The sequence below is a fragment of the Sphaerobacter sp. genome, assembly GCF_019683595.1.
In the GTDB taxonomy this organism is placed as follows: Bacteria; Chloroflexota; Chloroflexia; order Thermomicrobiales; family Thermomicrobiaceae; genus Sphaerobacter.
In genome coordinates this window covers 1-22,569 of record NZ_JADGHZ010000042.1, presented here as the reverse complement: position 1 = coordinate 22,569, position 22,569 = coordinate 1, and the positions used below count along the sequence as shown (strand labels likewise).

Sequence of the window (22,569 nt, the reverse complement as noted above, 5' to 3'; positions counted from 1 at the left end):
TTTTTTTTGGCCCCCGGGCCCCGGGGCCCCCCCGGCGGGGGGGTACCCGCCCGGGGGGGGGGCCCCCCCTGACCCGTCACACCGGAGCCGCCCCCTGGAGCCTTCCAGGGGGCGGCTCTTTGGTTACGGCGAGAACGGACCGCATACGCTGGCATTCCGGCCGCCCCGTCTCTCGCCCGCCTCCGCCGGCTCGGGCCGCTGCCGACCGTACCCGGGGTGGGTGGCGTGAGGATCCCCGCGGCGTGGCGCGCGCCCTGGGCTAAAGCCACCGGGCTGACAACGAAAAGCCCACTAAAGGGGCTAGGGATTGGGCGTCACGTGAGATGCCGGACCGGATCCGCCGAGGTGTGGCCATCGCAGCCCCTTCAGTGGGCTTACCCGTATTCAGCCCGGCGGCTTGAGCCCCGGGCACGGGCCGAGCGCGTACGCTTGCATAGTTCGTCGAACCCCATGTTGGGCGAGGGGAGCGAGTCGGAGCGGCGCGGGGGCGATGGTGGCGCTTCTCGTGTTGGCCTGCGCGATGTGACGGGAATTTGTCTTCAGAGAAGCGCGGCGCGCAACGTGCGGATGAGCGGCCCGGGGGCTCGGAGGGACGCGCGATGTACACGCTCGGTATCAACGCCGTCTACCACGACTCGGCTGCCTGCCTGGTCGCGGACGGCCGGGTGGTCGCCGCCGCAGAGGAGGAGCGCTTCACCCGCGTCAAGCACGGCAAGCGTCCGGTCCCGTTCTCCACTTGGGAGCTGCCCTTCCACGCCATCGACTACTGCCTGCGCGAAGCCGGGATCGACCTGGCCGAGGTGGACCACGTCGCCTACTCGTTCGACCCGGCGCTCCTGCTGGGGCAGCACCGGGGCACGGCGACGATCACCCTGCCGCTGGAGCCGTCGGCGCACCCGCTGCCCGAGGAGTGGGAGGCCGCCTGGGATCCGCTCTTCCTGGCGCACATCGTCAACGCCCCGCGGCACCTCGCCGGTGGTGCGCCGCATCACCTGCGGGCACGCTTCCACGGCGTCGCGCGCGACGGGCCGTACCGCTGGCACTGGGTCGAGCACCACCAGGCCCACGCGGCCAGCACTTTCTTCCCGTCGCCCTTCTCGCGCGCCGCCGTCATGACGCTCGACGGCCGCGGCGAGCGCGCCACGACCACGTACGCCATCGGGGAGGGGATCCACCTGGAGCGCATCGGGCAGGTGGACTTCCCCCACTCGCTCGGGCTCCTCTACGAGAAGGTCACCGAGCACCTCGGATTCCTTCACTCCGCGGACGAATACAAGGTGATGGCGCTCGCCTCCTTCGGCGAGCCGCGCTATCTGGACCGCTTCCGCGAGGTCGTGCGCCTCCAGGGGGACGGCAACTACACCGTCGCGCCGCTCTGCCTGGAGGCGTGGTTCGGCCCGGCGCGGCGCCGCGGCGAGCCGCTGGAGCAGCGTCACTACGACCTTGCCCGCTCGCTCCAGGCGGTGCTGGAGGAGACGGTGCTGGCGCTCGCCCGCTGGCTGCACGAGGCCACCGGCGCCGACGATCTGTGCCTGGCGGGGGGCGTGGCGCTCAACTGCGTCCTGAACGCCCGCCTGCGCGATCACGGGCCCTTCCGCCGCATCTGGGTGCAACCGGCGGCCGGCGACGCCGGGACGGCGCTCGGCGCCGCGCTCTGGGTCGACGCCCGGGAGCGGGGCGCGGGCGAGCGGGTCTGGCGGATGGACCACGCCTTCCTCGGACCCGAGTTCGGCGACGGCGAGGTCGCAGCCTTCCTGGATGGAGCGAAGCTGCCCTATCGCCGGATGGACGATGTTGCCGGGGAGGTGGCGGACCTCCTGGCGGGCGGCAAGATCGTCGGCTGGTTCCAGGGCCGGATGGAGTTCGGCCCGCGCGCGCTGGGCGCTCGCTCGATCCTGGCCTCGCCGCTCGACCCCGAAATGCAGACCCGGCTGAACGCGATCAAGGATCGGGAGGATTTCCGGCCGGTCGCGCCGGTGGTGCTTGCTGAAGAGGCGGCCGCCTGGTTCCGCGACGCCGACGACTCCCCCTTCATGCTCTTCGTCCATGAGGTGCGGCCGGACCAGGCGGACCGCATCCCGGCGGTGCGGCACGTGGACGGCACGGCCCGCATCCAGACCATCGCGCGGGCGCAGCACCCGCGCTACTACGACCTGCTGCGGGCGTTCCAGGCGCGCACGGGCGTGCCGGTGCTGGTCAACACCTCGTTCAACACGCGGGGCGAGCCGATCGTCTGCACGCCACGCGACGCCGTCGAGTGCTTCTGGGCCTCGCCGCTCGATGCGCTGGCGATCGGCCAGTTCCTGCTGGAAAAGCCGGAGCGATGACGGTACCGTCGCTGCGCACCTCCGTCGTCGTGCCGACCTATCGGCGCCCGCACCTCCTCGATCGCTGCCTGGCGGCGCTGGCGGCGCAGGACCTCCCGCCGGAGGCGTACGAGGTGATCGTCGCCGATGACGCCGGCTGCCCGGAGACGCGCCGGCTGGTGCAGGCGTGGGCCGCTCGCGGCTCGATGCCGGTGCGCTACGTGCCGGTCTGCGGCGGGCATGGACCAGCCGCGGCACGGAACGCCGGCTGGCGCGCCGCTCGCGGCCCGATCATCGCATTCACCGACGACGACTGCGAGCCGGCCCCCGGCTGGCTGCGTGCCGGGCTGGCCGGGTTCGTCGACGGCGTCGCCGCGGTCTCCGGCCGGGTGCTGGTGCCCCTACCGAAAGACCCGACCGACTACGAGTGGAACGCGGCGCAGCTCGCCGGGTCGGAGTTCGTGACCGCGAGTTGCTTCTACCGCCGGGAGGCACTGGCTGCCGCCGGGGGGCTGGATGAGCGCTTCCGCCTGGCCTGGCGCGAGGACACCGACCTCTTCTTCACGCTGCTCTCCCGCGGCGCGCGGCTGGCCCATGCCGAGGGCGCGGTCGCCGTGCACCCGGTCCGCCCCGCCGGCTGGGGCGTCAGCCTCCGCCAGCAGCGCAAGAGCATGTACAACGCGCTTCTCTACAAAAAGCACGCGCGCCTCTACCGCGCGCGGATCCAGCCGGCACCGCCCTGGCACTACTACGCGGCGGTGGGTGCCCTGCTGGCGGCCGGCGCGGCGGGGACGACCGGTCACCTCCGGCTCGCGGCGGGCGCCGCGGCGGGCTGGCTGGCGCTCACGGCACGCTTCTGCGCCATGCGCCTGCGCGGGACCTCCCGCGCGCCGGGCCACGTCGTCGAGATGGCGGTCACCTCGGCGCTGATCCCGCCGCTGTCGGTCTACTGGCGCCTGCGCGGGGCAGTGAAGTTCCGCGTGTTGTTCCTCTAGTACGTCCCAGAGTGAGGACGGTTCGATGCCACTTCCCAGCTACGTGCAGATCGAACCGGTCGGGCAGTGCAACCTCCGCTGCCAGATGTGCCCGATCCAGTTCCGGCGCGACGGCCCGCCCTGGGGGCCGCTCGCATTCATGGAGTTCGACACCTTCACCCGGATCGTCGATTCGTTCCCCGACCTCGAGACGCTCCACCTCCAGGGGCTGGGCGAGCCGATGATGCACCCCCGCTTCTTCGACATGGTGGCGTACGCGGCGGGGCGCGGTGTGCGGGTCACGACCAACAGCAATCTGACAATCCTCAACGCGCGACGCGCCGAACAGTTCGTCACCAGCGGGCTCGACTGCCTCCACGTCTCGATCGACGGCGCCAGCGCCGAGACCTACGAGCGCATCCGCGTGCGGGCCCACTTCGAGCGAGTGGTGCGCAACGTCGAGCTGCTGCTGGAGACCCGCGCCCGGTTGGGTGCGACGCTGCCCCGCCTACGGATCGTCGGCGTGGTCATGCGCCAGAACCTGCATGAGCTGCCGGACCTGGTGCGGCTGGCGCATGGCTGGGGCGCCGAGGGGTTGTTCGTCCAGCACCTCTGCCACGACTTCGGCGAGTCGAGCCTCCCGGCGCACTACCGGCCGATGCGCGCCTTCGTCGACGAGCAGACGCTGCTGCACGAGGATCCGGCGCGCGTGGCCGCGGCGTTCGCCGAGGCACGGCAGGTCGCGTCAGACCTGGGGCTGGACCTGCGGCTGCCCCGCGCCGAGCCCCGCGCCCACCCGCCGGGCACGCCCGGCCGCGAGCGCTGCTCCTGGCCCTGGACCGGCGCCTACTTCAGCTACCAGGGCTACGCCATGCCCTGTTGCATGGTGGCGACCCCCGACCGGATCAACTTCGGCAATGCCGCCGAGCAGGGCGTCGCCACGATCTGGGACAGCGAGGAGTTCGAGGACTTCCGCGCCCGGCTCGACTCCGATGACCCGCCGGAGATTTGCCGCTCCTGCGCGGTGTACAACGGGATCTTCTGATGGCACGGGCTCGTCCGCTGGGTCACCGGAGCGCCCGGCACCCCCGACCTGCTAGGAAGAGGCGCCCATGCAGCTACCGCTCATCCGTCGGAGGCGCGAGTCGACGCCCGCGGCAGCCGGAGCACGCTTCCCGCTCCACCTCCCGGCGCCGATGTTCCAGGTGCTGCTGGAGCGGCAGGGGCCGTCGCTCGGGCTTTGGCGCGCGGCCGAGGTCGCCGCGCTGCGCGAGCACGGCTACCACCGCCCGGTGCTCGACCTCGGCTGCGGCGACGGGTTGGTCACCTCGCTGGTGCTCCGCCCGGTCGAGGTCGGGGTCGACCCCGACGCGACGGCACTGGCCCGCGCCGCCCGCTTGGGCATCTACCACCGCCTGATCCCGCGCCCGCTGGAGACGGCCGGACTCCCCGCCGGGGCGTTCGCGACCGTGATCAGCAACTCGGTGCTGGAGCACGTCGCCGACATCGACACCCTGCTGGCAGCCGTCGCACAGGTACTCCGGCCCGGCGGGCGCCTCGTCTTCACCGCACCAACCGAGGACTTCAGCCGCCGGCTGCTCTTGCCGCTGGCAGGCTACGCCGCGCGCCGCAACCGCGCCCTGGCCCACCGCAACCTCTGGCCGGTCACGCGCTGGGCGGCGCATCTGGAGGCCGCCGGGCTGGAGATCGAGTCGACCCGGTCCTACCTGCGGCCCGCGCTGGTCACGGCGTGGGACGCGCTCGAGGTCGCGCAGCAGGTGCGGATCGGCGGACAGCGGGCGCTCGGCCGTGTCTGGCGGCGCATCCCGCCCGGCAGCTTCGCGCGGCTGGCCGCGTGGGGCGCCCGGCTCGACCTCTCGGCGCCGGAGCCGGGCGGCGGCCGTCTGATCGTGGCACGCAAGCGATGAGGGACAGGCGGCATGGCAACGGTCGATGTCCTGATCCCGACCCGGAATCGGCACGAGTCGCTGGCGATGACACTCGCGGGCGTGGCGGCCCAGAGCCTGACCGACCTCCGCGTCGTCGTCGCTGACCAGAGCGACCGGCCCGCGTTCGAGTCGCCGGTCATCCAGTCGCTGCTGCGCGTCGTGACGGCGCGTGGCGGAGTGATTGAGTACCACCATCGCCCCCCGGTGCACGGGATCGCCGAGCAGCGCGACTTCCTGCTGCGCCGCACCGGCGCGGACGCCGTCCTCTTCCTGGACGACGACGTCTTCATGGAGCCCTGGGTCGTGGAGCACCTGCTGGACACGCTCCGGGCCGAGGATTGCGGCTTCGTCGGCGCCTTCCCCGCCGGCCTGTCGCACCGCGACGACGTACGGCCGGCGCAGCAGATCGTCGAGTGGTGGGACGGCCCGGTCCAACCGGAGGTCGTCGATCCCGGCACCCCGGCGTGGGAACGCTGGAACCTCCACCGCGCCGCCAACGTCTACCACGCCGCGCAGGGCCTGCCGCCGGGCGTCGTCCGGCGCTACAAGGTGGCCTGGGTCGCCGCCTGCGTCCTCTACGACCGGGACAAGCTGCTGGCTGTCGGCGGATTCGACTTCTGGCGGCGCCTGCCGCGCTACCACTCGGGGGAGGAGGTGCTGGTGCAGAACCTCCTCATGCGCCGCTGGGGCGGCTGCTGCATCCTCCCCTCCGGCACCTACTCCTCCGAGGTGCCGAGCACGGTGTTGAACGCCGCCGGGACGGTCGACGGCCACGCGCTGGACCTGCTCCCTGAGATGGTCGCGCGCTACGCACCGCCCCCAGGGGAGGAGGCGCCTGGCGGTGGCTGACCCCTTCGCGCCCGGCCTGCTCGCGCGCCTGCCGGAGCCGCCGCGCCGGGTGGTGGTCGTGCGCGCATCGCGGATCGGCGACTTCCTCTGCGCCACCCCCGCGCTGCGTGCCCTGCGCGCGGCGCTCCCGGCAGCCGAGATCACGGTGATCGGCCTTCCTTTCAACCGGGATCTCGCCGAGCGCTCGCCCCACGTCGACCGCTTCGTCCCCTTCCCCGGCTTCCCGGGCATCGCCGAGCAGTTCTTCGACGCCCGCACGGCCACCGCCTGTTTCCGGCGGATGCAGGCCGAAGCGTTCGACCTCGCCCTCCAGATGCACGGCTCCGGCGTCTACGCCAACCCGTTCACCCTGCTGCTCGGCGCCCGCCACACCACCGGGTTCGTGCGACCGGGCGACGGGCCCGGCCGACTGGACGCGGCGCTGCCCCTGCCCAATCGCGGCCACGAGATCGACCGCGTGCTGGCCCTGCCCCGCTTCCTCGGCGCACCCGACCGCGGGCGACAGGTCGAGTTCCCGCTGACACCGGCCGACCGCGCCGAAGCGGCGGCGCTCCTTGCGACCGGCCGCCCGCCCTGGATCGCGCTCCATCCCGGCGCCCGCGACGCTTCCCGCCGCTGGCCCGAGGCACGCTTTGCGGCGGTGGGCAGTGCGCTCCGGGCACGCTGGGGCGGCACGCTGGTCGTGGTCGGCGACGCGGAGACGCAACCGGCCGCGGCCGCGATCGCGCGGGCGAGCGGCGGCTCGGTCGTGGACCTGACCGGGCGCACCTCCCTGCCGGTTCTGGGAGCAATCCTGGCGCGCTGCGCCCTCCTGCTTACGGGCGACTCCGGCCCGGCGCATATCGCCTACGCCCTCGGCACCCCCTCGGTCACGATCTTCGGCGACACCGACCCCGTGCGCTGGGGTCCGCCGGCGGACGGTCCTCATGCCGTCCTTGACGGCCGCGGCGCCATCGCGTCGGTCACCGCCGAGGAGGTATTCGCCGCCGCCTGCGGGGTGGTACACCACGGCCAGGAGTATCGTCACAGCTCAGCAGGTTGAAGCGAGATCAACAATAGTACTTTTCGCCCGCCGGAACTAGGCCCAAGGGCTCAACTCGCCGAGTGACGCGGAGGCTATACTGGGCATCGTGCAACCACCAGCCTTGGCACCCAGCCCCAAGGCTCGCCCCTCTCCGCCATCGTCGTCTGATTCGGTCGGGTGGCGGGGATTAGACGGATGGACAGCGAGGTGGAGGGACCATACCCGTCTATCCCTGGGCTGGAGATCGTGGCGGAGATCGGTCGTGGCGCCCACGCGGTCGTCTACACTGCCCGCCGCGACGAGCAGCTATACGCGGTGAAAATGCCGCGGGTGCCCCCCGGCTCCACGGACGCGCTCATGCGGTTCCGCCGGGAGGCCGCCGCGTTGGCGCGTATCCGGCACCCGGCCCTACCCACGGTGTTGGAAGTGGGGGAGGTCGACGGGTTCCCCTACCTCGTGCTCGAGCGCGCGGCGAACGGGACGCTGGCCGACCTTCTGGCCCACGGTCCATTGTCTGAGTCGCGCGTGGTCGAGATCGGCACCGCCCTGGCCGGTGCCCTCGGCGCACTCCACCGCTTCGGGTTGGTCCACCGCGATGTCAAGCCAAGCAACATCGTCCTCGACGGCACCGGCCGGGTGATGCTGGTCGACCTGGGGCTGGCCGTCCCCGCGCCCACCACGGTGGGAGAAGAAATCGCCGGGACGCTGCGCTACGCGGCGCCGGAGCAGACCGGCCTCCTCAAACGCCCGGTCGATGCGCGCAGCGATCTCTACGCGCTGGGCGTCGTCCTGTTCGAGTGCGCCACCGGCTCCCCGCCGTTCGTCTGCACCGACGCCGGAGAACTGGCGTACCAGCACGCCGCCCTCCCCGCGCCGGATGTCCGCGAGCGGAACCCCGCGGTCTCCCCGGCGCTGGCTGCCGTGATTGCCAAGCTCCTCGCCAAGGACCCGGACGACCGCTACCAGAGCGCAGCCGGGCTGCTGGCCGACCTGGCGGCACTGCCTGCGCTCAATGCCGCGCTCGCCACCGGCGTCGAAGCTCCGCTCGGGACCGAGGATCACCACCCGCAACCGCTTGTCCCGCTGATCAGTCGGGACCGCGAGCTGGATCGCCTACGCCGCCTGCTCACGGCCGCGGCCGAGGGTACCGGATCGGCCGTCCTGATCACCGGGGTGGCCGGCAGCGGGAAGACCCGCCTTGTCACCGAGCTTCAGCACATTGCCGCGGCTGGCGGTGCGCTGGTGCTGCCCGGGCGGTGCACCGAGGCGAACCCGGTGCCGTTCGCACCGCTGCGGGAGGCGATTGAGGAGCATGTCCGCTCCCTGCGCCGCCTGCCACCCGAACGGCGCATGGCGGCCGAGGCACGTTTGAAGGAGGCCGCGCGGCCCGCGGCCCGCGTGGTCGCCGGGCTTTCTCCGGTGCTGGCGACACTGCTGGGCGTCGAGCCGGAAGGCCCCTCGGAGCCAGTCGAGGACCACTTCTCAGCCGCGCTCGCCACCTTCCTGCGCGATCTGGCACACGAGAGTGGCCATGCTGTCATGATCGTCGAGGACATCCACTGGCTCGACAAGGCCAGCCGGCAGGTGCTTCGCCGGCTCACCGAGCGGGTCGAGCACGCGCCTCTGATGGTCGTGCTCACGGCTCGTGAGGGGCTGCCGGGCGAGACCAGCAGGAGCGCGCCAGGCTTCGGCACATCGAGGGTGGCCCGAATGCGCCTGCGGCCGCTCGATGAGCGCGCGGTCGCGGAGCTGATCGCTGCCCACCTCGGCGGCCACCAGGTAGAGTCCGACGTGGTGGACCGTGTCGTGACCCTCAGTGGCGGCCTCCCGTACGCCGTGGAAGAGTACGTGCGGGCCATGCTCGAGACCGGGGTCCTCCGGCCATCGTGGGGAACCTGGCTGGTCGATCGCGGGCGGCTCGCCAGCCTCTCGCTGCCGGCCGATATCGCGCGCCTCCTGAGCGAACGGATCGACGGGCTCAGCCCGGCGACCCGCGCCCTGCTCGACGCGGCCGCCGTCCTCGGCACCTCCTTCCGCCTGGGCGAGGCCGAGACCATGGCCCAGCTCACCCCACAGGAGGCGATCGCCGCGCTTGACGGCGCGCTGACCGCGCACGTGGTGGAGCACGACGAGGGCGATACGTATCGCTTCAGCCACGATCGGGTCCGTGAGGCACTGCTCGCGCGCCTCGCCGACGACGAGCGCCGCACGCTGCACCAGCGCGCCGCCGAGGCGCTGGCCAAAGCCGGGGTCACGGAGACGGGGATCTACCGCCTGGCCCGGCACTACGCCGAGGGCGACCCGTTGCAGAACCCGATTCCGGCCTACGAGGCGAACCTCGCCGCCGGGATCCGCGCACTCGAACACTTCGCCTACAGCGAGGCCTACGACTTCCTCGACACCGCGCGCCGCATCGCTCGCGATGCCGGGCTGACGCCGGACGAGCGGCTCGACCGCGCCTTGGGAGATGTCTGCAGCCGCACCGGGCGGGTCGACGAAGCGACCGCCCACCTCGAATCGGCGTTGCGGCTCTGCACGGACGCCACCGGGCGGGCACAGCTCCGCTCCCGGCTGGCCCGCATCCAGATCTGGGAACTCGAGACCGAGCGCGCGGCGCGGGAGATTGAGGCGGCCTTCGCCGAGATCGGCGAGACGCTCGACGCCCGCGCCGGGCGAATGGCACGGGCGATTGGCGCCTGGGCCGGCTTCGTACTCGACGACCGGCTCGGCGGTGCCATCCCAGCCCCACCCGGCGACCCGCCCCGCCTGCGCGTCCTGGTCGCGCTTTACCACCTGGCGATCGAGGTAGCGATGCTCGAGGGCCGCCCGCAGAGTACGGTACTCCAGAATCTGCTCCTCTCCCTCGGTGCAGCACGGGCGCTCGGGCCCTCCCGCGAGTTGATCCAGGCCAACGTGGACTACGGGATGCTGCTGGCCACGATGCGGCGCGTGGAGGCAATGCGGAGGTACTTCCGCAAGGCGATCGACCTCGCGCACGCCCGCGACGACCGGCCGATGCTCGCGTACGCGCTCCTCTACGAGGCAATCGCCCACCACATCGCCGGACGCCCGCGCGAGGCCGAGACGCTGGCGACCCGCTGCCTGGAACATCACGCCGACTGGCTGGCACCCGCCGAGTACCTGAACGGCTGCGGCGACCTGATCTGGAATCTGGTGCTCCGCGGCTACATCCGCGAGGCCCGCCGCTGGATCGAGGAGGCCATCGTACGGACGGGCGGGCGGGTCACCGCTCAGGGCGGCGCGCACCGGGTCCAGCGGTACATGGACGCCTACGCCCTCGCGGTTATGGAAGTGCTCGGGGAGGCGGCCCTGGCGCGCGAGTACGCCCGCCGGGCCGAGGCCCTCGTCAACGATCACCCGCGCGACCGCTTCGCCTGGGAGATCTACCTCAGCCACCGGCTGCTCGCCCTGGTGGAGCGCGGCGGCAGCGACGCGGAGATCGACGAGGTCATCGCGCGCGGCGAGGAACTGGATTTCCGATCTGGCCGCGGGCTGCCCCACTTCCGGCGTTTCTTCGTCTTCCAGGGCTACGCGCGCCTCCTCCAGGTCGAACGCGCCCCGGCCCACCAGCGCGACGCCGCGCTGCGGCGGCTTCACGAGGCCATCGACTTCCTGGAGCGGATCTCCGACCACCCGACCCTGCGCGCGCACACCTGGGTGCTGGCCGCCGCCCGCGCGCGACTGGAGGGACGCCCCCAGGCGGCGCTCGACCTGCTCGACCGTGCCGAGCGGGTGGCGACCGAGATCGATGCACCCTGGATCCTGTTCGAGGCCACGCGGCAGCGGGCGTTGGTACTCGCCGCGTTGGGGAACCAGCCGGGCGCCGAGCGGGCCGCACGCTACGCCCACGCACTGGCGACCGAGCACGGCTGGGTGCACCGCGCCGCACGCATCCTGGCCGATTTCCCGGCCGCCACCGTCCGCGAGCCGGCGCTGCAACCCACCGTCGATCCGAGCTCCCGGCGGCTCCAGCAGCACCTCGATGCCCTGCTCCAGGTCAGCCTGGCCGCCGCGACGGCGCTGGACCCTGAGCAGCAGGCCCGCGCCGCGCTCGACGAAGCGGTCCGCATTCTGGGTGCGGAGCGCGCCTTCCTCTTCCGCATCGACGGCCCGGATCTGACGCTCGTTGCCGGGCGCGACGCTTCCGGGAATCCGGTCACCGAGCCCCGAGACTTCAGCCGGACGGTGGTCGAAACGGTGCGCACGACCGGCCAGCCGATGATCGTCAGCGCGAGCAGCGACGGGCCGGTACTCGGGTCGGAGAGCATCGTCGCCTACGACCTGCGGAGCATCATCGCCGCGCCGCTGACCTTGCGCGAGCGCACCTTCGGCGTGCTCTACCTCGACAACCGCCTCGCGCGCGGCGTCTTCACCCACGCCGACCTCGACATCCTGCGCGCCATCGCCGGCTCCATCGCCATCGCCCTCGAGACCGCCCGCCTCGCACAGATCGAGGCGCAGTTCGAATCGGAGCGGCAGCAGCGCCTGCTGGCCGAGCGCCTGCGGGATCTGACCGGCGCCCTCACCGCCACGCTCGACCTCTCCCAGGTTCTCGATCGCCTGCTGACCAGCCTCGCCGCGGTCGTTCCCTACGACACGGCCGCCGTGGTGCTGCACCGCGCCGACCGGCTCGAACTGGCCGTGGTCCGCGGCACGACCCGGCCCGACGAGGCGCCCGGCCTCGTGATCCCGCTGGCGAACGACATCCTGGTGGCCGAGGTGGTGGCGACCGGTCAACCGCTGGTCATCGCCGACATGCGGGACGACCCACGCTGCGCCCAGCGGGGTGGTCTACCCAACCTGCGCGCATGGCTGGGTGTCCCCCTGATCTCCGAGAGCCGAGTTGCCGGCGTGGTTGTCTTGACCAGCCAGAGCCCCGGCGCCTTCGGGGACCGCGAGGCGGGCATCGCCTTCACCTTCGCCGGCCAGGCGGGGGTCGCCATCGAGAACGCGCGCCTCTTCGCGGAGGTCCAGCGGCTCGCCGTCACCGACGACCTCACCGGAACCTACAACCGCCGGCACCTCCTCGCCACCGCTGAGCGCGAGCTGAGCCGGGCGCAGCGCTTCAATCGCCCCCTCTCGGCGATCATCCTCGACATCGACGAGTTCAAGCGCGTCAACGACGCCCATGGCCACGCCGTGGGCGACGAGGTGCTCCGCGCGGTGGCCGACCGGCTCCGCAGCAGACTGCGCGAGGTCGATGTCCTCGGGCGCTTCGGTGGCGAAGAGTTCGTCATCCTGCTGCCGGAGACCGACCTGATCAGCGCGTACGAGGTCGCCGAGCGGCTGCGGAACAGCATCGCCGAGACGCCGATCGTGACCAGCGCCGGTCCGGTATCGGTGACGATCAGCCTGGGTGTGGCCGCAGCCGACCCGACGACACCCGACTTCGCCTCGCTCCTCAGCCGCATCGACGCCCTCCTCTACGCTGCCAAGCGCCGCGGGCGCAACCGCGTCGTCGTCGGCTGAGCAGAGCGCCCAACGCCCGCTCCGCCCCGGCTCCCAACTTGCGACGACGGCACCACGCGCCGATAATGGCGCCGTCGACCTTCAGCCTCATCGATGCCGAACACAGGAGAAGGGAGGGCCACATGGCCGCGGAGCGCCGCGCTGACGTCGTCTGGCAAGGGAACCTGTTCCAGGGGAGCGGGACCGTGTCCCTCGGCAGCGGGGTCATCTCGCAGCAGCCGGTGACCTGGGCCGCACGCACCGAGCAGCCGGACGGCAAGACGAGCCCTGAGGAACTGATCGCCGGCGCCCACGCCGCCTGCTACGCCATGGCGCTGAGCAACACCCTGGCGGAGCACGGGCACACGCCCGAGCAGTTGGACGTCACCGCCGTCTGTACCTTCGACCCTCCGAAGATCACCACGGTGGTCCTGACGGTACGCGGCCGGGTCCCGGGGCTTGACGACGCGACCTTCAAGCAGATCGCGCAAGAGGGCGAGAAGAACTGCCCCGTCTCCAACGCGCTGCGCAACAACGTCGAGATCCGCCTCAACGCGGAGCTCGTCTAGCACCTCTCTCCCGGGCGGCGCCACGCGACGCCGCCCGGGCTGTTTCGCCTTGCACGAGTCAAGAGTGCGGCCGGTATCCCGGGAAGGGCCGCCGTCCGCCGTGTGGTAGGGGTGGTTCCCGCGTTGAGGTGCGTGCCCGGCGCAATTGGGTTTGATGAATGTCCCAAGGATCCCGCCGCTCGGCACGTGCCCGGGGCTCAAGCCCCGGGCTGACAAGAAAAGCCGGCTGAAGCCGGCTGGGCTGAGCAGGGCTTACACTCAGGCGATACGGTTCCTACCATCCCGGCCTGTGCCCGGGGTGCGGGATCCTTCGCGACACACTCCCCGGAATGGGATCACGGCGCGCGGCTGATGCCGCGCGATACCAAAGCGGCGGCTGGGGCAGCCGCACTCCAAAGAGCCCGCTTTAGCGGGCTTTCCTTGTCAGCCCGGCGGCTTTAGCCCCGGGCACGGGCCGACCGCGTACACCCAGAGCGATCGCTAAACTCCATAGCCCCCGGGCACGCGCCACGACGCGGCAACCTTCCCGCCCCCCACCTCGGATCGGGTCGGCAGCCGCACGATTCAATGGAGGCGGGCGGGAGACGGAGCGGCCGGTATGCCGGAGGATTCGTCAATGTCCATCACCGCCGCGCACGTGCCACCCGGCGGCGATCCTCACACCACCGGTGCAGAGCCCCTGGCGCCCCCAGGGGCTGCTAGGCCAGGACCAGCCGGTCCACGACCATGGCGAGGAAGAGGAGCGCCAGGTAGTAGTTGGAGTACATGAAGAGCGAGCGCGCCAGCAGGGGCTGCTGCGCTGGGCGCCGGAGCAACAGCACCGCCTTGTGGACGAACACCCCGCCCAGGACCGCGGCGATCCCGAAGTAGAGCAGCCCATTGGCCTGTAGCGGGAAGACGAGCAGCAGGCTGGTGATCACCAGCAGCAGCGTATAGATGAAGATCTGCTGCCGTGTCTTCGCATCGCCGTAGACGGCCGGGTACATCGGCACCCCCGCCGCGGCGTAGTCGCGCGTCTTGGAGCGGAACAGCGCCAGCGCCCAGAAGTGCGGCGGCGTCCACGCAAAGACGATGATGAACATGATGATCGCCGGCAGACCGACGTTGCCGGTAACGGCCGCCCAGCCAACCAGCGGCGGGATCGACCCGGCCACACCGCCGATCACGATGTTCTGCGGCGTCGCGCGCTTCAGCCACATCGTGTAGATCACGACGTAGTAGAGGTTCCCGGCCAGCGACAGGAGTGCGGCCAGCGTGTTGACGAAGACCGCCATCAGGTAGACCGACAGCACGCTGAGGGTGACACCGAAGATGAGCGCCTGCACCGGTGTCACCCGGCCCCCGGCGACCGGCCGGTTGCGGGTGCGCGTCATGATGCGGTCGATGTCGCGGTCGAGGTAGTGGTTGATCGCCGCCGCCCCGCCCGAGGCAAGCGCCCCGCCGATCAGCGTCCAGAAGAGGATGCGCGCCGGCGGCAAACCGGCCTTGGCGAAGAGCATGGCGCCGAGCGTGGTGGTCAGCAGCAGCGCCATGACCCCCGGCTTGGTCAACACGAAGTAGTCGCGCCAGACCCGGCGAGCAGGCTGCGCCGCCGGCACGCGCTCCGACACCGGGAGCATCCGGTCCAACGCCGCCACGCTGACGACGCCCCCCCAGACGATGGTCGCCACCGCGAGGTGCGCCGTCGTGATCACCGGGTTCAGGTCCATCCAGACATTGGCCGCCCCAACGAAGACCTGGGCGACCATCAGCACCGCCCCACCGGTCGCCAGACCCACCAGGGCCGGGGAGTCCGATCGGACCCGCCGCACCTGAATCGCCAGCGCCAGGATCAGCGTCGTCGCGATCGACGCGACCCAGCGGTGGATGAGGTGAATGTCGACCGGTGTCCAGCCGGTGGGCACGACGCGGTCGCCGCACAGCGGCCAGCCGGCGCAGGCGGTGCCGCTGCCGCTCAGCGCGGTGTAGGCGCCGGTGGAAAGCAGGGCGAAGACCCCCACGGCCGCCGCGATTGCCAGCCAGCCTGCGCTCGTGCGGCGGCCTGCGGATCGCCAGTCGGCCGGAACGAGCCACCCGGCCGAAGCGACCAGCGCGAGCAGCGCCACCACCGCCAGGAAGAGCTCCGCCAAGGCCAGGTGCGCGGTCCCAACCGCGGCGCCGGCCGCCGGTTGCGCGGTGACCATCCCGAGCACGCCCTGGATCAGGACCAGCCCAAGCGCCGCACCCGACAGGCTCAGCAGCAACCCGCGCGAGCGTGACTCACGCCACGCCAGGACGACCAGCCCGACGGCGAGCAGCGTCTCCACGGCGGCGAAGGCGCGGTGAAAATAGTCGAACGCGATGGGGAACGAGAGAATCGGGGTAAGCGAACCGTCGCAGCCGACCCAGCCGGGTCCGCAACCGGACTCCGCTCCGGCGACTCGCACCGCCCCGCCGAGGACAACGAGAAGATAGCCGACAAGGAGCGTGGTGACCGCGAGTTTCACAAAGCGCGTCATGGGGGTTGTCTGTCACTCCCTCGCTGCCCGGGCGAGGCCCGGCGTCATGGGTACGTAGCAGCCCCCGCGCGGGGTGCCGGGTTGGCATCCCGCCGCGGGGCGCTTCTATCATACCGCAGCCGCAGGAATTGCGCGCTGCGCAGGGCGATGGCGAGAGAGTGGTCAGGCGCGGGCCTTGAGCAGGCCGTCGATCTCCTCCAGCCGCTGGCGATCCCGATCGACCAGCGACTTGAGGTAGTCCCGCAGGGACATCTGCCCGCGTGGCGTCTGCACCACCTTGTTCCACTCTTCATCCGGCAGGTCGCGCACCATCGCCAGGGTGGCCTCTCGCGCCGTGCCGAACTGCGACAACAAGACGTTGGGAGAGCGGCTCATCGAGTCCGCGAACTCGGTCTCGGTAAGCGGGGCCTCGTCATCCTCGTCGACCGTGTCTCCCACCAGGATGCGCTTGATCGCCTGCGAGGCGCGGAGTTCGCGGTCCCGCAAGCCGCGTAGCGTGCGGACCAGTGTCTCGTGCGCGTCGCCGGACAAGTCCTTCGCATCGCCGCGCATCCGGAGGTTCAGTTCCCGGTAGGTCGCGATCAACGCGTCGATGATTTCCTGGTCGGGCATCGGCTCACATCCCTCCTTGCGTGGTGATCGTCCCCCGAGGTAGCCCGGTCTGGGCGAGCACGATCCCGGCGCACTGTGCCGGTAGCGAGCGTAGCGTCGCACGATTGCGCGGGTGTGGCAAGCACCCGCGCCGGATACCGATACATCCAACGCTCAACGCTCGGCACGAGTACCACAGACTCCCCTCCGCCGGCAAGCCCTCAGCGGGTGTCGCGCCCGATCGGCTCCTCCCGAGCCCGGGAACGACCGGGAACGGTGGTGCGAAAGACTCCGCCCCGTGACCTGTGCCCGGGGTTATGGAGATCGGTGTACGAAATGGGGGTACGCGCTCGGCGCGTGCCCGGGGCTGAAGCCGCCGGGCTGACAAGACGAAGCCCGCTAAAGCGGGCTGGGGGATAAGGCTCAGACCTCGGCATGAATGCCCCGCCGGTCAGCGCGTGCTCGGGGCTGAAGCCGCCGGGCACGCGCCGAGCGGCAGGACCGGCACATCGAGGTCTGATCCGCACCGCGATCTCAGCCGGCTTCAGCCGGCTTTTCCTCGTCAGCCCGGCGGCTTCAGCCCCGGGCACGCACTGGATGGTGAACACCGTACCACCTGGGCGTGAGTGCGATGTCCTAAACCCGTTCTCGCGGGGTTATCGGTAAGGAGCAGTGCCCTACGGTGCCGGTTGGCAGTGGGGGCAGAGGTAGGTGCCCCGGTTGTTGACGCGGGTCTTGATGATCGCCGTGCCGCAGCGGGGGCAGGGAAGCCCCTCGCGGCCGTGGACGAAGGGGAACTTGCCGACCTCCGTCTGCGCCTTGCTGTTGAGGATGCGCGCGCCGCCGGTGGGCAGGGCAAGCTCCATCGTGGTGTGGATGCCCTCGTAAAGCCGCTCGATCTCGGCGTCCGTCAGTGACGCGGCGGTGCGCTCCGGGTGGAGTTTGGCCTGCCACAGGCTCTCGTCGACGTAGATGTTGCCCAGCCCGGCGACGAGGCTCTGGTCGAGGAGCGTCGGCTTCAGCCGGCCGACGGTCCGCCGCGCCAACCCCTGTCGCAGTGTCTCCACGGTGAACGCGGGATCGAGCACGTCGGGACCCAGGTGCAGGCTCTCTCGGAAGGCTGGCAGGTCGTCATGGGGCAGGAGCCAGACCCGGGCGAAGTGACGGATGTCGGTCAGGAAGAGGTGCGCGTCGCCGCCGAAGTCGAACCGCAGGTGGGTGGACTTGTGGGGCAGCGGCGCGTCGTAGGCGGGCACCGGGTGACCGGCGGCGAAACCCGGGATGCCGCTGCCGCGCGCGACGAGTTGCCCGGCGAGCTTCAGGTGGATGACCAGCACCGCCGGCTCGAAGGTGAGGAAGAGATACTTGCCGTGCCGTTCGACGCACTCCAGCCGGGAACCGACCAGCGCGTCGAGCGTCAGCCCCGGGGCGGAGACGAGCAGCGCCGGGCGCGTCAGTTCATAGCCGACCAGCACGCGCCCGAGCAGTTGCTCGGCAATGCCGCGCCGCGCGGCTTCGACCTCGGGCAGTTCCGGCACGGGGTGCTTCCTCCTCAGTCATGCGTCACCCGTCATGCGTCACTCGTGTTCCGTCCTGCCCCCTCTCCCCTTGTGGGCTCCGTTCGAGAGGGGCCGGGGGTGAGGGGGACGCATGACGCATGACGTATCACGCTCTACCCGCGGGTGGCGCCGATGCTGGATGCGCTGCGGATTTGGTCCCAATCGACTTCCCAGTAGCGCGGGTCGAAGGGATCCACATCCTGGCGAGGATCCATCGACTTCCAGACGGTGGGGAAGGAGAAGTACTCCCGGCCGTCGATCTCCACCCGGCGGACGACGCCGCCGGGGCGGTTGACCGGGAAGATCTCGCGGGGCGGCTTGCTGATGACCTCGGCCTGGAACCAGCCGTGCTCGGGGCAGCGGCCGGCGTGCATCTGCCAGGGGAGATTGGCTGTCACTGTGCCGATATGCCGAATACGCACGTCCACCAGTTCCCGATCGCAGATCGGGCAGCGCATTGGCGTCCGCTGAACCTGCATTCCCGCGCGTCCTCCTGCCCGCCATTGCCCGTACGTGGCCCGTCGCGACGCGACGAACCGCGAGCACATCCTACCATAGGAAGAACTGTCTTCCGCCGAGATCTGGTCCCTGCGCCTGCCACCCGTCGCGCCAAGCGCAGGCCAGGCGACACCACGCCCGTCCCGCCCGTCGGCGTGGAGGGATCGGCTCCCCGTCTCCGGCTACGAGGCCAGGGGCGTGCCCCGTGGCAGGTGGCGCAACTTGTCCGGGTTGAGCACCATCCAGATCCGGTGGATCCGCTCGCCGACCAGGTCGACCACGAAGGCGGTGTGCGGCTCCCCGTCGGCGTAGAGCACCACGCCGGGCTGGCCGTTGATCTCGACGTGGTACACCGTGGTGCCCGGCGGAATCCGCGGCGTGACGCCGATGCTGAAGCGCGCCACGCGGTCGGCACCCACGATCGGCCGGCGCGCCGCGCGGGCATGCGGCCCGCCGTCGGTCCACAGCGTGATGTCGTCGGTCAACAGCGTGAGCAGCCCCGGCAGGTCGCCGTTGGCGCAGGCGCCCATGAACGCGTCGATCAGCGCCTCCTGCCGCTCCGGCGGCACGTCGACCCGGCGGCGCTCGTCCGCGATCCGCTCCCGTGCCCGGCGCACAATTTGCCGGCAGTTGGCCGGGGTCTTGTCAACGATCGGCGCGATCTCGGCGTAGTCGTAGTCGAAGACCTCCCGCAGCAAAAAGACGGCCCGCTCCACCGGCTCCAGCCGCTCCAGCATGACGAGGAAGGCCAGGGAGATCGACTCCCGCTGCGCGGCGGTCTCTGCGATGTCCGGGTACGACGCGGTCAGCAGCGGCTCGGGCAGCCAGGGACCGACGTACTGCTCGCGGCGCACGCGGGCCGAGCGCAGGTGGTCGATGCAGAGCCGGGTGATGGTCGTCGTCAGGTACGCCTTCGGCGAGGCAACCTCGTCGGCTGGAGCACGCAGCCAGCGCAGGAACGCTTCCTGGATCATATCCTCGGCGTCCATGACGCTGCCCAGCATCCGGTAGGCGATGGAGAAGAGGAGCGGCCGGTGCGCCGTGAAGGCGTCCAGCCGCTCTGCGGCCGCGTCCTCGCGGCGCTCCGGCTCGCCCGGATTACGCATCAGTGGTCACTCCCGTCCCCGCGCCGGCTGGCAGCGCGTAGCGCACGGGTTCCGCCGACCGCAACCACCAGTAGATCGGGAGGCGCAGGCGTCGCTCGGCCTCGACGCTCGTGAGTGTATAGCGGCAGATCGACTCTTTCACCACTGCCGCGGCCCGACCCGTCAGAACCCGGTCGCGCGGCGTGTCGTCGGGTGCGACAAACTGGATCAGCCCATCGTGCCGGCCGAGGCTGATGCAGCGGAGGATGTAGCCGAAGCGGAACGGCTGCGGCTCCTGCCCACGGACCAGCCGGGCCAGCGTGTCACCGGCGTGCGCGCCCATCGGCTGCCCGGCGGCGCAGGACATCCGCAGCGGCTTACCGCCCGGGCCGGTCACCTGCGCGGCGTCCCCGGCGACCACGATCTCCGGATGTCCCGGTACCCGCAACGTCGCGTCGACGATGACCTGCCCCCGTTCGTTGGTCGGCAGCCCGGCCCGCGCCGCCAGATCCGGCGCTCGGAACCCACCGGCCCACAGGCAGATATCGAAGGGAATGCGCTCACCGCCGGCCAACAGGGCGACTCCCTCCTGGATCTCCTCGATCCGCGCGTGCTCGCGCAGCGCGATGCTGTGCCGCTCGAACACCCGCCGGATGTGTGCCGCCCCCTTCGGCGCCAGATCCTCGCCGAGTGCACCGGCCGTCACCAGCTCGATTGCGAGGCGCGGGAACCGCTCGGCTAGCTCGACCGCCGCCTCGATGCCGGTCAACCCGCCACCGACGATCAGCACCCGCCCCTCACCAAGCCGTTCGAGCCGGGCCGCCAGATCCCGGGCGGTGGAACGATCATCGAGCGCCACCGTGTGCTGGCGCAGCCCGGGGATCGGGGACAGGTCCACGTGGCTGCCGAGCGCGTAGAGGAGCCAGTCGTAACGCAGCGTCCGCTGGCCGTCTCGCGTCTGCACGGCGACGAGCCGCGCCTCCGGGTCGAGCTCGTTCACCCGCCCATGCAGGAACTCGACGCCCGTGCCGCGCAGCAGCTCGGGGATCGACCGCTGCGGAAGCTGCTGACCGGCCGCGACCTGGTGCAGCCGGATGCGCTCCGGGAACTCCGCCTTCGCGTCCACCAGCGTGATCCGCACCGGCACGCGGCGATTCGCCAGCCGAACGGCCGCCATCAGCCCGGCATAGCCTCCGCCCAGGATCACGACCTCCTGCGTCCGCTCCTTCATCATCGGTCTCTCCTGTCCGTGTCGTGTCCGACCTTCACCCAGGAGACGAGACAGGGCGGCGCGGTGTGACAGGGGGACGGCCCTCACCCCCGTCCCCTCTCCCAACTTTGGGAGAGGGGAGAAGGAGGGAATACGAAGCAAGCCGCCCGTAACCTGGCAGGCACCCGGTACAACGTTCCCTCTCTCCCATGGTTGGGAGAGGGGGTCAGGGGGTGAGGGCCGCTTCTCACTCCCCCGGCAGGGCCTCTTCGTACACCTCGCGCTTGAGGACGCAGAGGAAGGGGAGGTTGCGGTAGAGCTCGCGGTAGTCAAGCCCGTAGCCGACAACGAACTCGTTGGGGATGGTGAAACCCACGTAGTCCACCGGCACCGGCACCAGCCGCCGCTCGGCCTTATCGAGCAGCGTGCAGACCCGCAAGCTGGCAGGCTCACGTTCCCGCAGGGTGCGCAGCACGAAGTCCACCGACACCCCGGTGTTCACGATGTCCTCGACCAGGAGCACGTGCTGCCCGCGCACGTCCATGTCGAGATCCTTGGTGATGTGGACCCCTTCGCCGGTGTGCGCCAGTTGGAGGTAGTCGATCGCCAGCGGCCGGGTGATCGCCCGGGCCAGATCGGCCAGGAAGAAGGTGATCCCCTTGAGCACGCCCACCAGCAGGATCGACTCCCCGGCGTAGTCGGCTGAGATCTGCTGGCCGAGCTCGGCGACCCGCCCCTGGATCTCGGCGGCGCTCAGCAGCACCCGCTCGATCTGCTCGGGCCGCAGCGAGGTGATCTGCACCGACCCGTAGCCGAAGCGGGAGAGCAACTCGTGGTAGTCCTTGCGGTAGAGGAGCACGATGTTGATGTTCGGGTAGAGCTGGCGCAGCCGCCGCACCTTGCGGTTCTTCCGCGTGACCAGGCTCTGCCGCATCGTGGTCAACTCGACGTAAAGATCCTGCTCGGGCAGGTAGAAGTCGGGGCGGAACATCTCGGCCACGCGGCCATCCCGCCAGCGCAGGGGGAAGGCCTTGGGTTCGTACTCCCAGCGGATGCGGTAGAAGTCCAGGAAGGCGGCGAACTCCGCCTCGGCGGGGTGGGCAAAGCGAGGCTTGCTCGGTTCGGAGGACGAGGTCGATTCGGCGGACGCGGGGGACGGGGCATCCCCCGGCTCGGACGGGACATCATCCGGCTCGGGGTTCCGGATGACCTCCTTGGGCTTTCCCATCACACCTGTTTCCTCGTGCCGCGCCTCAGGTCCCGGCCGCCTCCTCGGACGGTCCCCCCACGATCCCGTAGCGCTGCCGCGCCTTGCTGGTGACCATGATCACCGGACGATCGTCAACCTGCTTGCGGGCGATGAACCCACGCCGCGCCTGCTCGTTGACCCAGGCTTCGTCCCAGCCGTGGGCCTGCGCCAGCGCCAGGAAGTCCTCAGGAGAGATCGGCTCGGCCCGCACCGCCGCCTCGTAGAGCTCGCGGCGCGCCTGCTCCTCCCCCTCGTAGGGCTTCAGCAGGAGACGCTCCACCGGCTTGCCTCCGGGGCGAAGCGACTCGACCAGTTCCGGGATATCCGACGTCTTGACCCCGTGGTAGATGATCCGGTCGGGATAGACGACGATATTGGGCCCGATGTCGCAGATGTCGATCGAGTCGCAGGTGTTGGCCAGGACGTCGACATCGAGCCCCTTGCGCTTGAGCTCAATGCGCAGCCGACCTGCGACCGCCTGCGCGCCCTTCTGGTTGCAGTGCTGCGCGGTACAGATCAAGACATGCTTACGGGTCCAATACACAGGGGACGTCCTTCCCGGCTGGCGAACGATGCCGGACCATACCACGGCCCAGCCCTCGCTCCCCTAGTCTACCACCCACCCCGCGCCCGGGCCGGGTGGGAAGGGCGCGGCGGGGTGGTGAGAGGGTTCGGCACCGTGGTGAGGATCAGGGGCGGTCGCCGTGCTTCTTGTGGTGGGGGATCGGGCGCCGTGGTC

General features: G+C 70.9%; 16 protein-coding genes. 8 read left to right on the top strand and 8 right to left on the bottom strand.

Features of this window, described 5'->3' with window-relative positions; translation table 11 throughout:
• Positions 1 to 599 precede the first annotated feature (599 nt).
• The 8 genes from IRZ30_RS06805 (at position 600) to IRZ30_RS06770 (ending at position 13,140) form a co-directional block, all read left to right on the top strand.
• Complete coding sequence (locus IRZ30_RS06805) at positions 600 to 2,327, top strand: carbamoyltransferase C-terminal domain-containing protein (protein ID WP_294084141.1); 1,728 nt, start codon at positions 600 to 602, stop codon at positions 2,325 to 2,327.
• Positions 2,324 to 3,301 carry a glycosyltransferase gene (locus IRZ30_RS06800; protein WP_294084140.1) on the top strand — a complete coding sequence of 326 codons (978 nt, stop codon included), beginning with the start codon at positions 2,324 to 2,326 and terminating at the stop codon, positions 3,299 to 3,301. Before IRZ30_RS06805 ends, IRZ30_RS06800 begins: the two co-directional genes overlap by 4 nt.
• 25 nt (positions 3,302 to 3,326) lie before the next feature.
• Positions 3,327 to 4,325: a radical SAM protein gene (locus IRZ30_RS06795; protein WP_294084139.1), complete on the top strand. Its 999-nt coding sequence runs from the start codon at positions 3,327 to 3,329 to the stop codon at positions 4,323 to 4,325.
• Between the two features lie 67 nt (positions 4,326 to 4,392).
• Entirely contained in the window at positions 4,393 to 5,208 is an 816-nt protein-coding gene (locus tag IRZ30_RS06790) for a class I SAM-dependent methyltransferase (RefSeq protein ID WP_294084138.1), read from the top strand.
• A 12-nt stretch (positions 5,209 to 5,220) separates the two neighbouring features.
• Entirely contained in the window at positions 5,221 to 6,078 is an 858-nt protein-coding gene (locus IRZ30_RS06785; protein WP_294084137.1) for a glycosyltransferase family A protein, read from the top strand.
• On the top strand, positions 6,071 to 7,120 hold the full coding sequence (locus IRZ30_RS06780; RefSeq protein ID WP_294084136.1) for a glycosyltransferase family 9 protein: 1,050 nt from the start codon (positions 6,071 to 6,073) through the stop codon (positions 7,118 to 7,120). Before IRZ30_RS06785 ends, IRZ30_RS06780 begins: the two co-directional genes overlap by 8 nt.
• Positions 7,121 to 7,297: 177 nt before the next feature.
• Positions 7,298 to 12,592, top strand: coding sequence for a diguanylate cyclase (locus IRZ30_RS06775; protein ID WP_294084135.1), 5,295 nt, complete (start codon positions 7,298 to 7,300; stop codon positions 12,590 to 12,592).
• A gap of 122 nt (positions 12,593 to 12,714) precedes the next feature.
• Positions 12,715 to 13,140, top strand: a complete 426-nt coding sequence (locus tag IRZ30_RS06770) for an OsmC family protein (RefSeq protein WP_294084134.1) — start codon at positions 12,715 to 12,717, stop codon at positions 13,138 to 13,140.
• 698 nt (positions 13,141 to 13,838) lie between these two features.
• Here IRZ30_RS06770 and IRZ30_RS06765 read toward each other — a convergent pair.
• From IRZ30_RS06765 to IRZ30_RS06730, 8 genes are all read right to left on the bottom strand, one after another.
• Positions 13,839 to 15,638, bottom strand: a complete 1,800-nt coding sequence (locus IRZ30_RS06765) for a heme o synthase (RefSeq protein WP_294084133.1) — start codon at positions 15,636 to 15,638, stop codon at positions 13,839 to 13,841.
• A gap of 162 nt (positions 15,639 to 15,800) precedes the next feature.
• Positions 15,801 to 16,250: a hypothetical protein gene (locus IRZ30_RS06760; protein ID WP_294084132.1), complete on the bottom strand. Its 450-nt coding sequence runs from the start codon at positions 16,248 to 16,250 to the stop codon at positions 15,801 to 15,803.
• A gap of 656 nt (positions 16,251 to 16,906) precedes the next feature.
• Positions 16,907 to 17,767 (bottom strand): bifunctional DNA-formamidopyrimidine glycosylase/DNA-(apurinic or apyrimidinic site) lyase, encoded by an 861-nt coding sequence (mutM, locus tag IRZ30_RS06755; protein WP_294084131.1) that lies wholly within the window; start codon positions 17,765 to 17,767, stop codon positions 16,907 to 16,909.
• A 134-nt stretch (positions 17,768 to 17,901) separates the two neighbouring features.
• Complete coding sequence (locus tag IRZ30_RS06750) at positions 17,902 to 18,267, bottom strand: hypothetical protein (protein WP_294084130.1); 366 nt, start codon at positions 18,265 to 18,267, stop codon at positions 17,902 to 17,904.
• A gap of 201 nt (positions 18,268 to 18,468) precedes the next feature.
• Entirely contained in the window at positions 18,469 to 19,392 is a 924-nt protein-coding gene (locus tag IRZ30_RS06745; protein ID WP_294084129.1) for an RNA polymerase sigma-70 factor, read from the bottom strand.
• The gene (locus IRZ30_RS06740; protein WP_294084128.1) at positions 19,385 to 20,605 is read right to left on the bottom strand and encodes an FAD-dependent oxidoreductase; all 1,221 of its coding nucleotides are present in this window, start codon (positions 20,603 to 20,605) and stop codon (positions 19,385 to 19,387) included. Before IRZ30_RS06740 ends, IRZ30_RS06745 begins: the two co-directional genes overlap by 8 nt.
• Before the next feature lie 223 nt (positions 20,606 to 20,828).
• Complete coding sequence (gene hpt, locus IRZ30_RS17145; protein ID WP_366945324.1) at positions 20,829 to 21,809, bottom strand: hypoxanthine phosphoribosyltransferase; 981 nt, start codon at positions 21,807 to 21,809, stop codon at positions 20,829 to 20,831.
• 25 nt (positions 21,810 to 21,834) lie between these two features.
• Complete coding sequence (locus tag IRZ30_RS06730) at positions 21,835 to 22,374, bottom strand: (2Fe-2S) ferredoxin domain-containing protein (RefSeq protein WP_294084127.1); 540 nt, start codon at positions 22,372 to 22,374, stop codon at positions 21,835 to 21,837.
• Between the last annotated feature and the right edge of the window lie 195 nt (positions 22,375 to 22,569).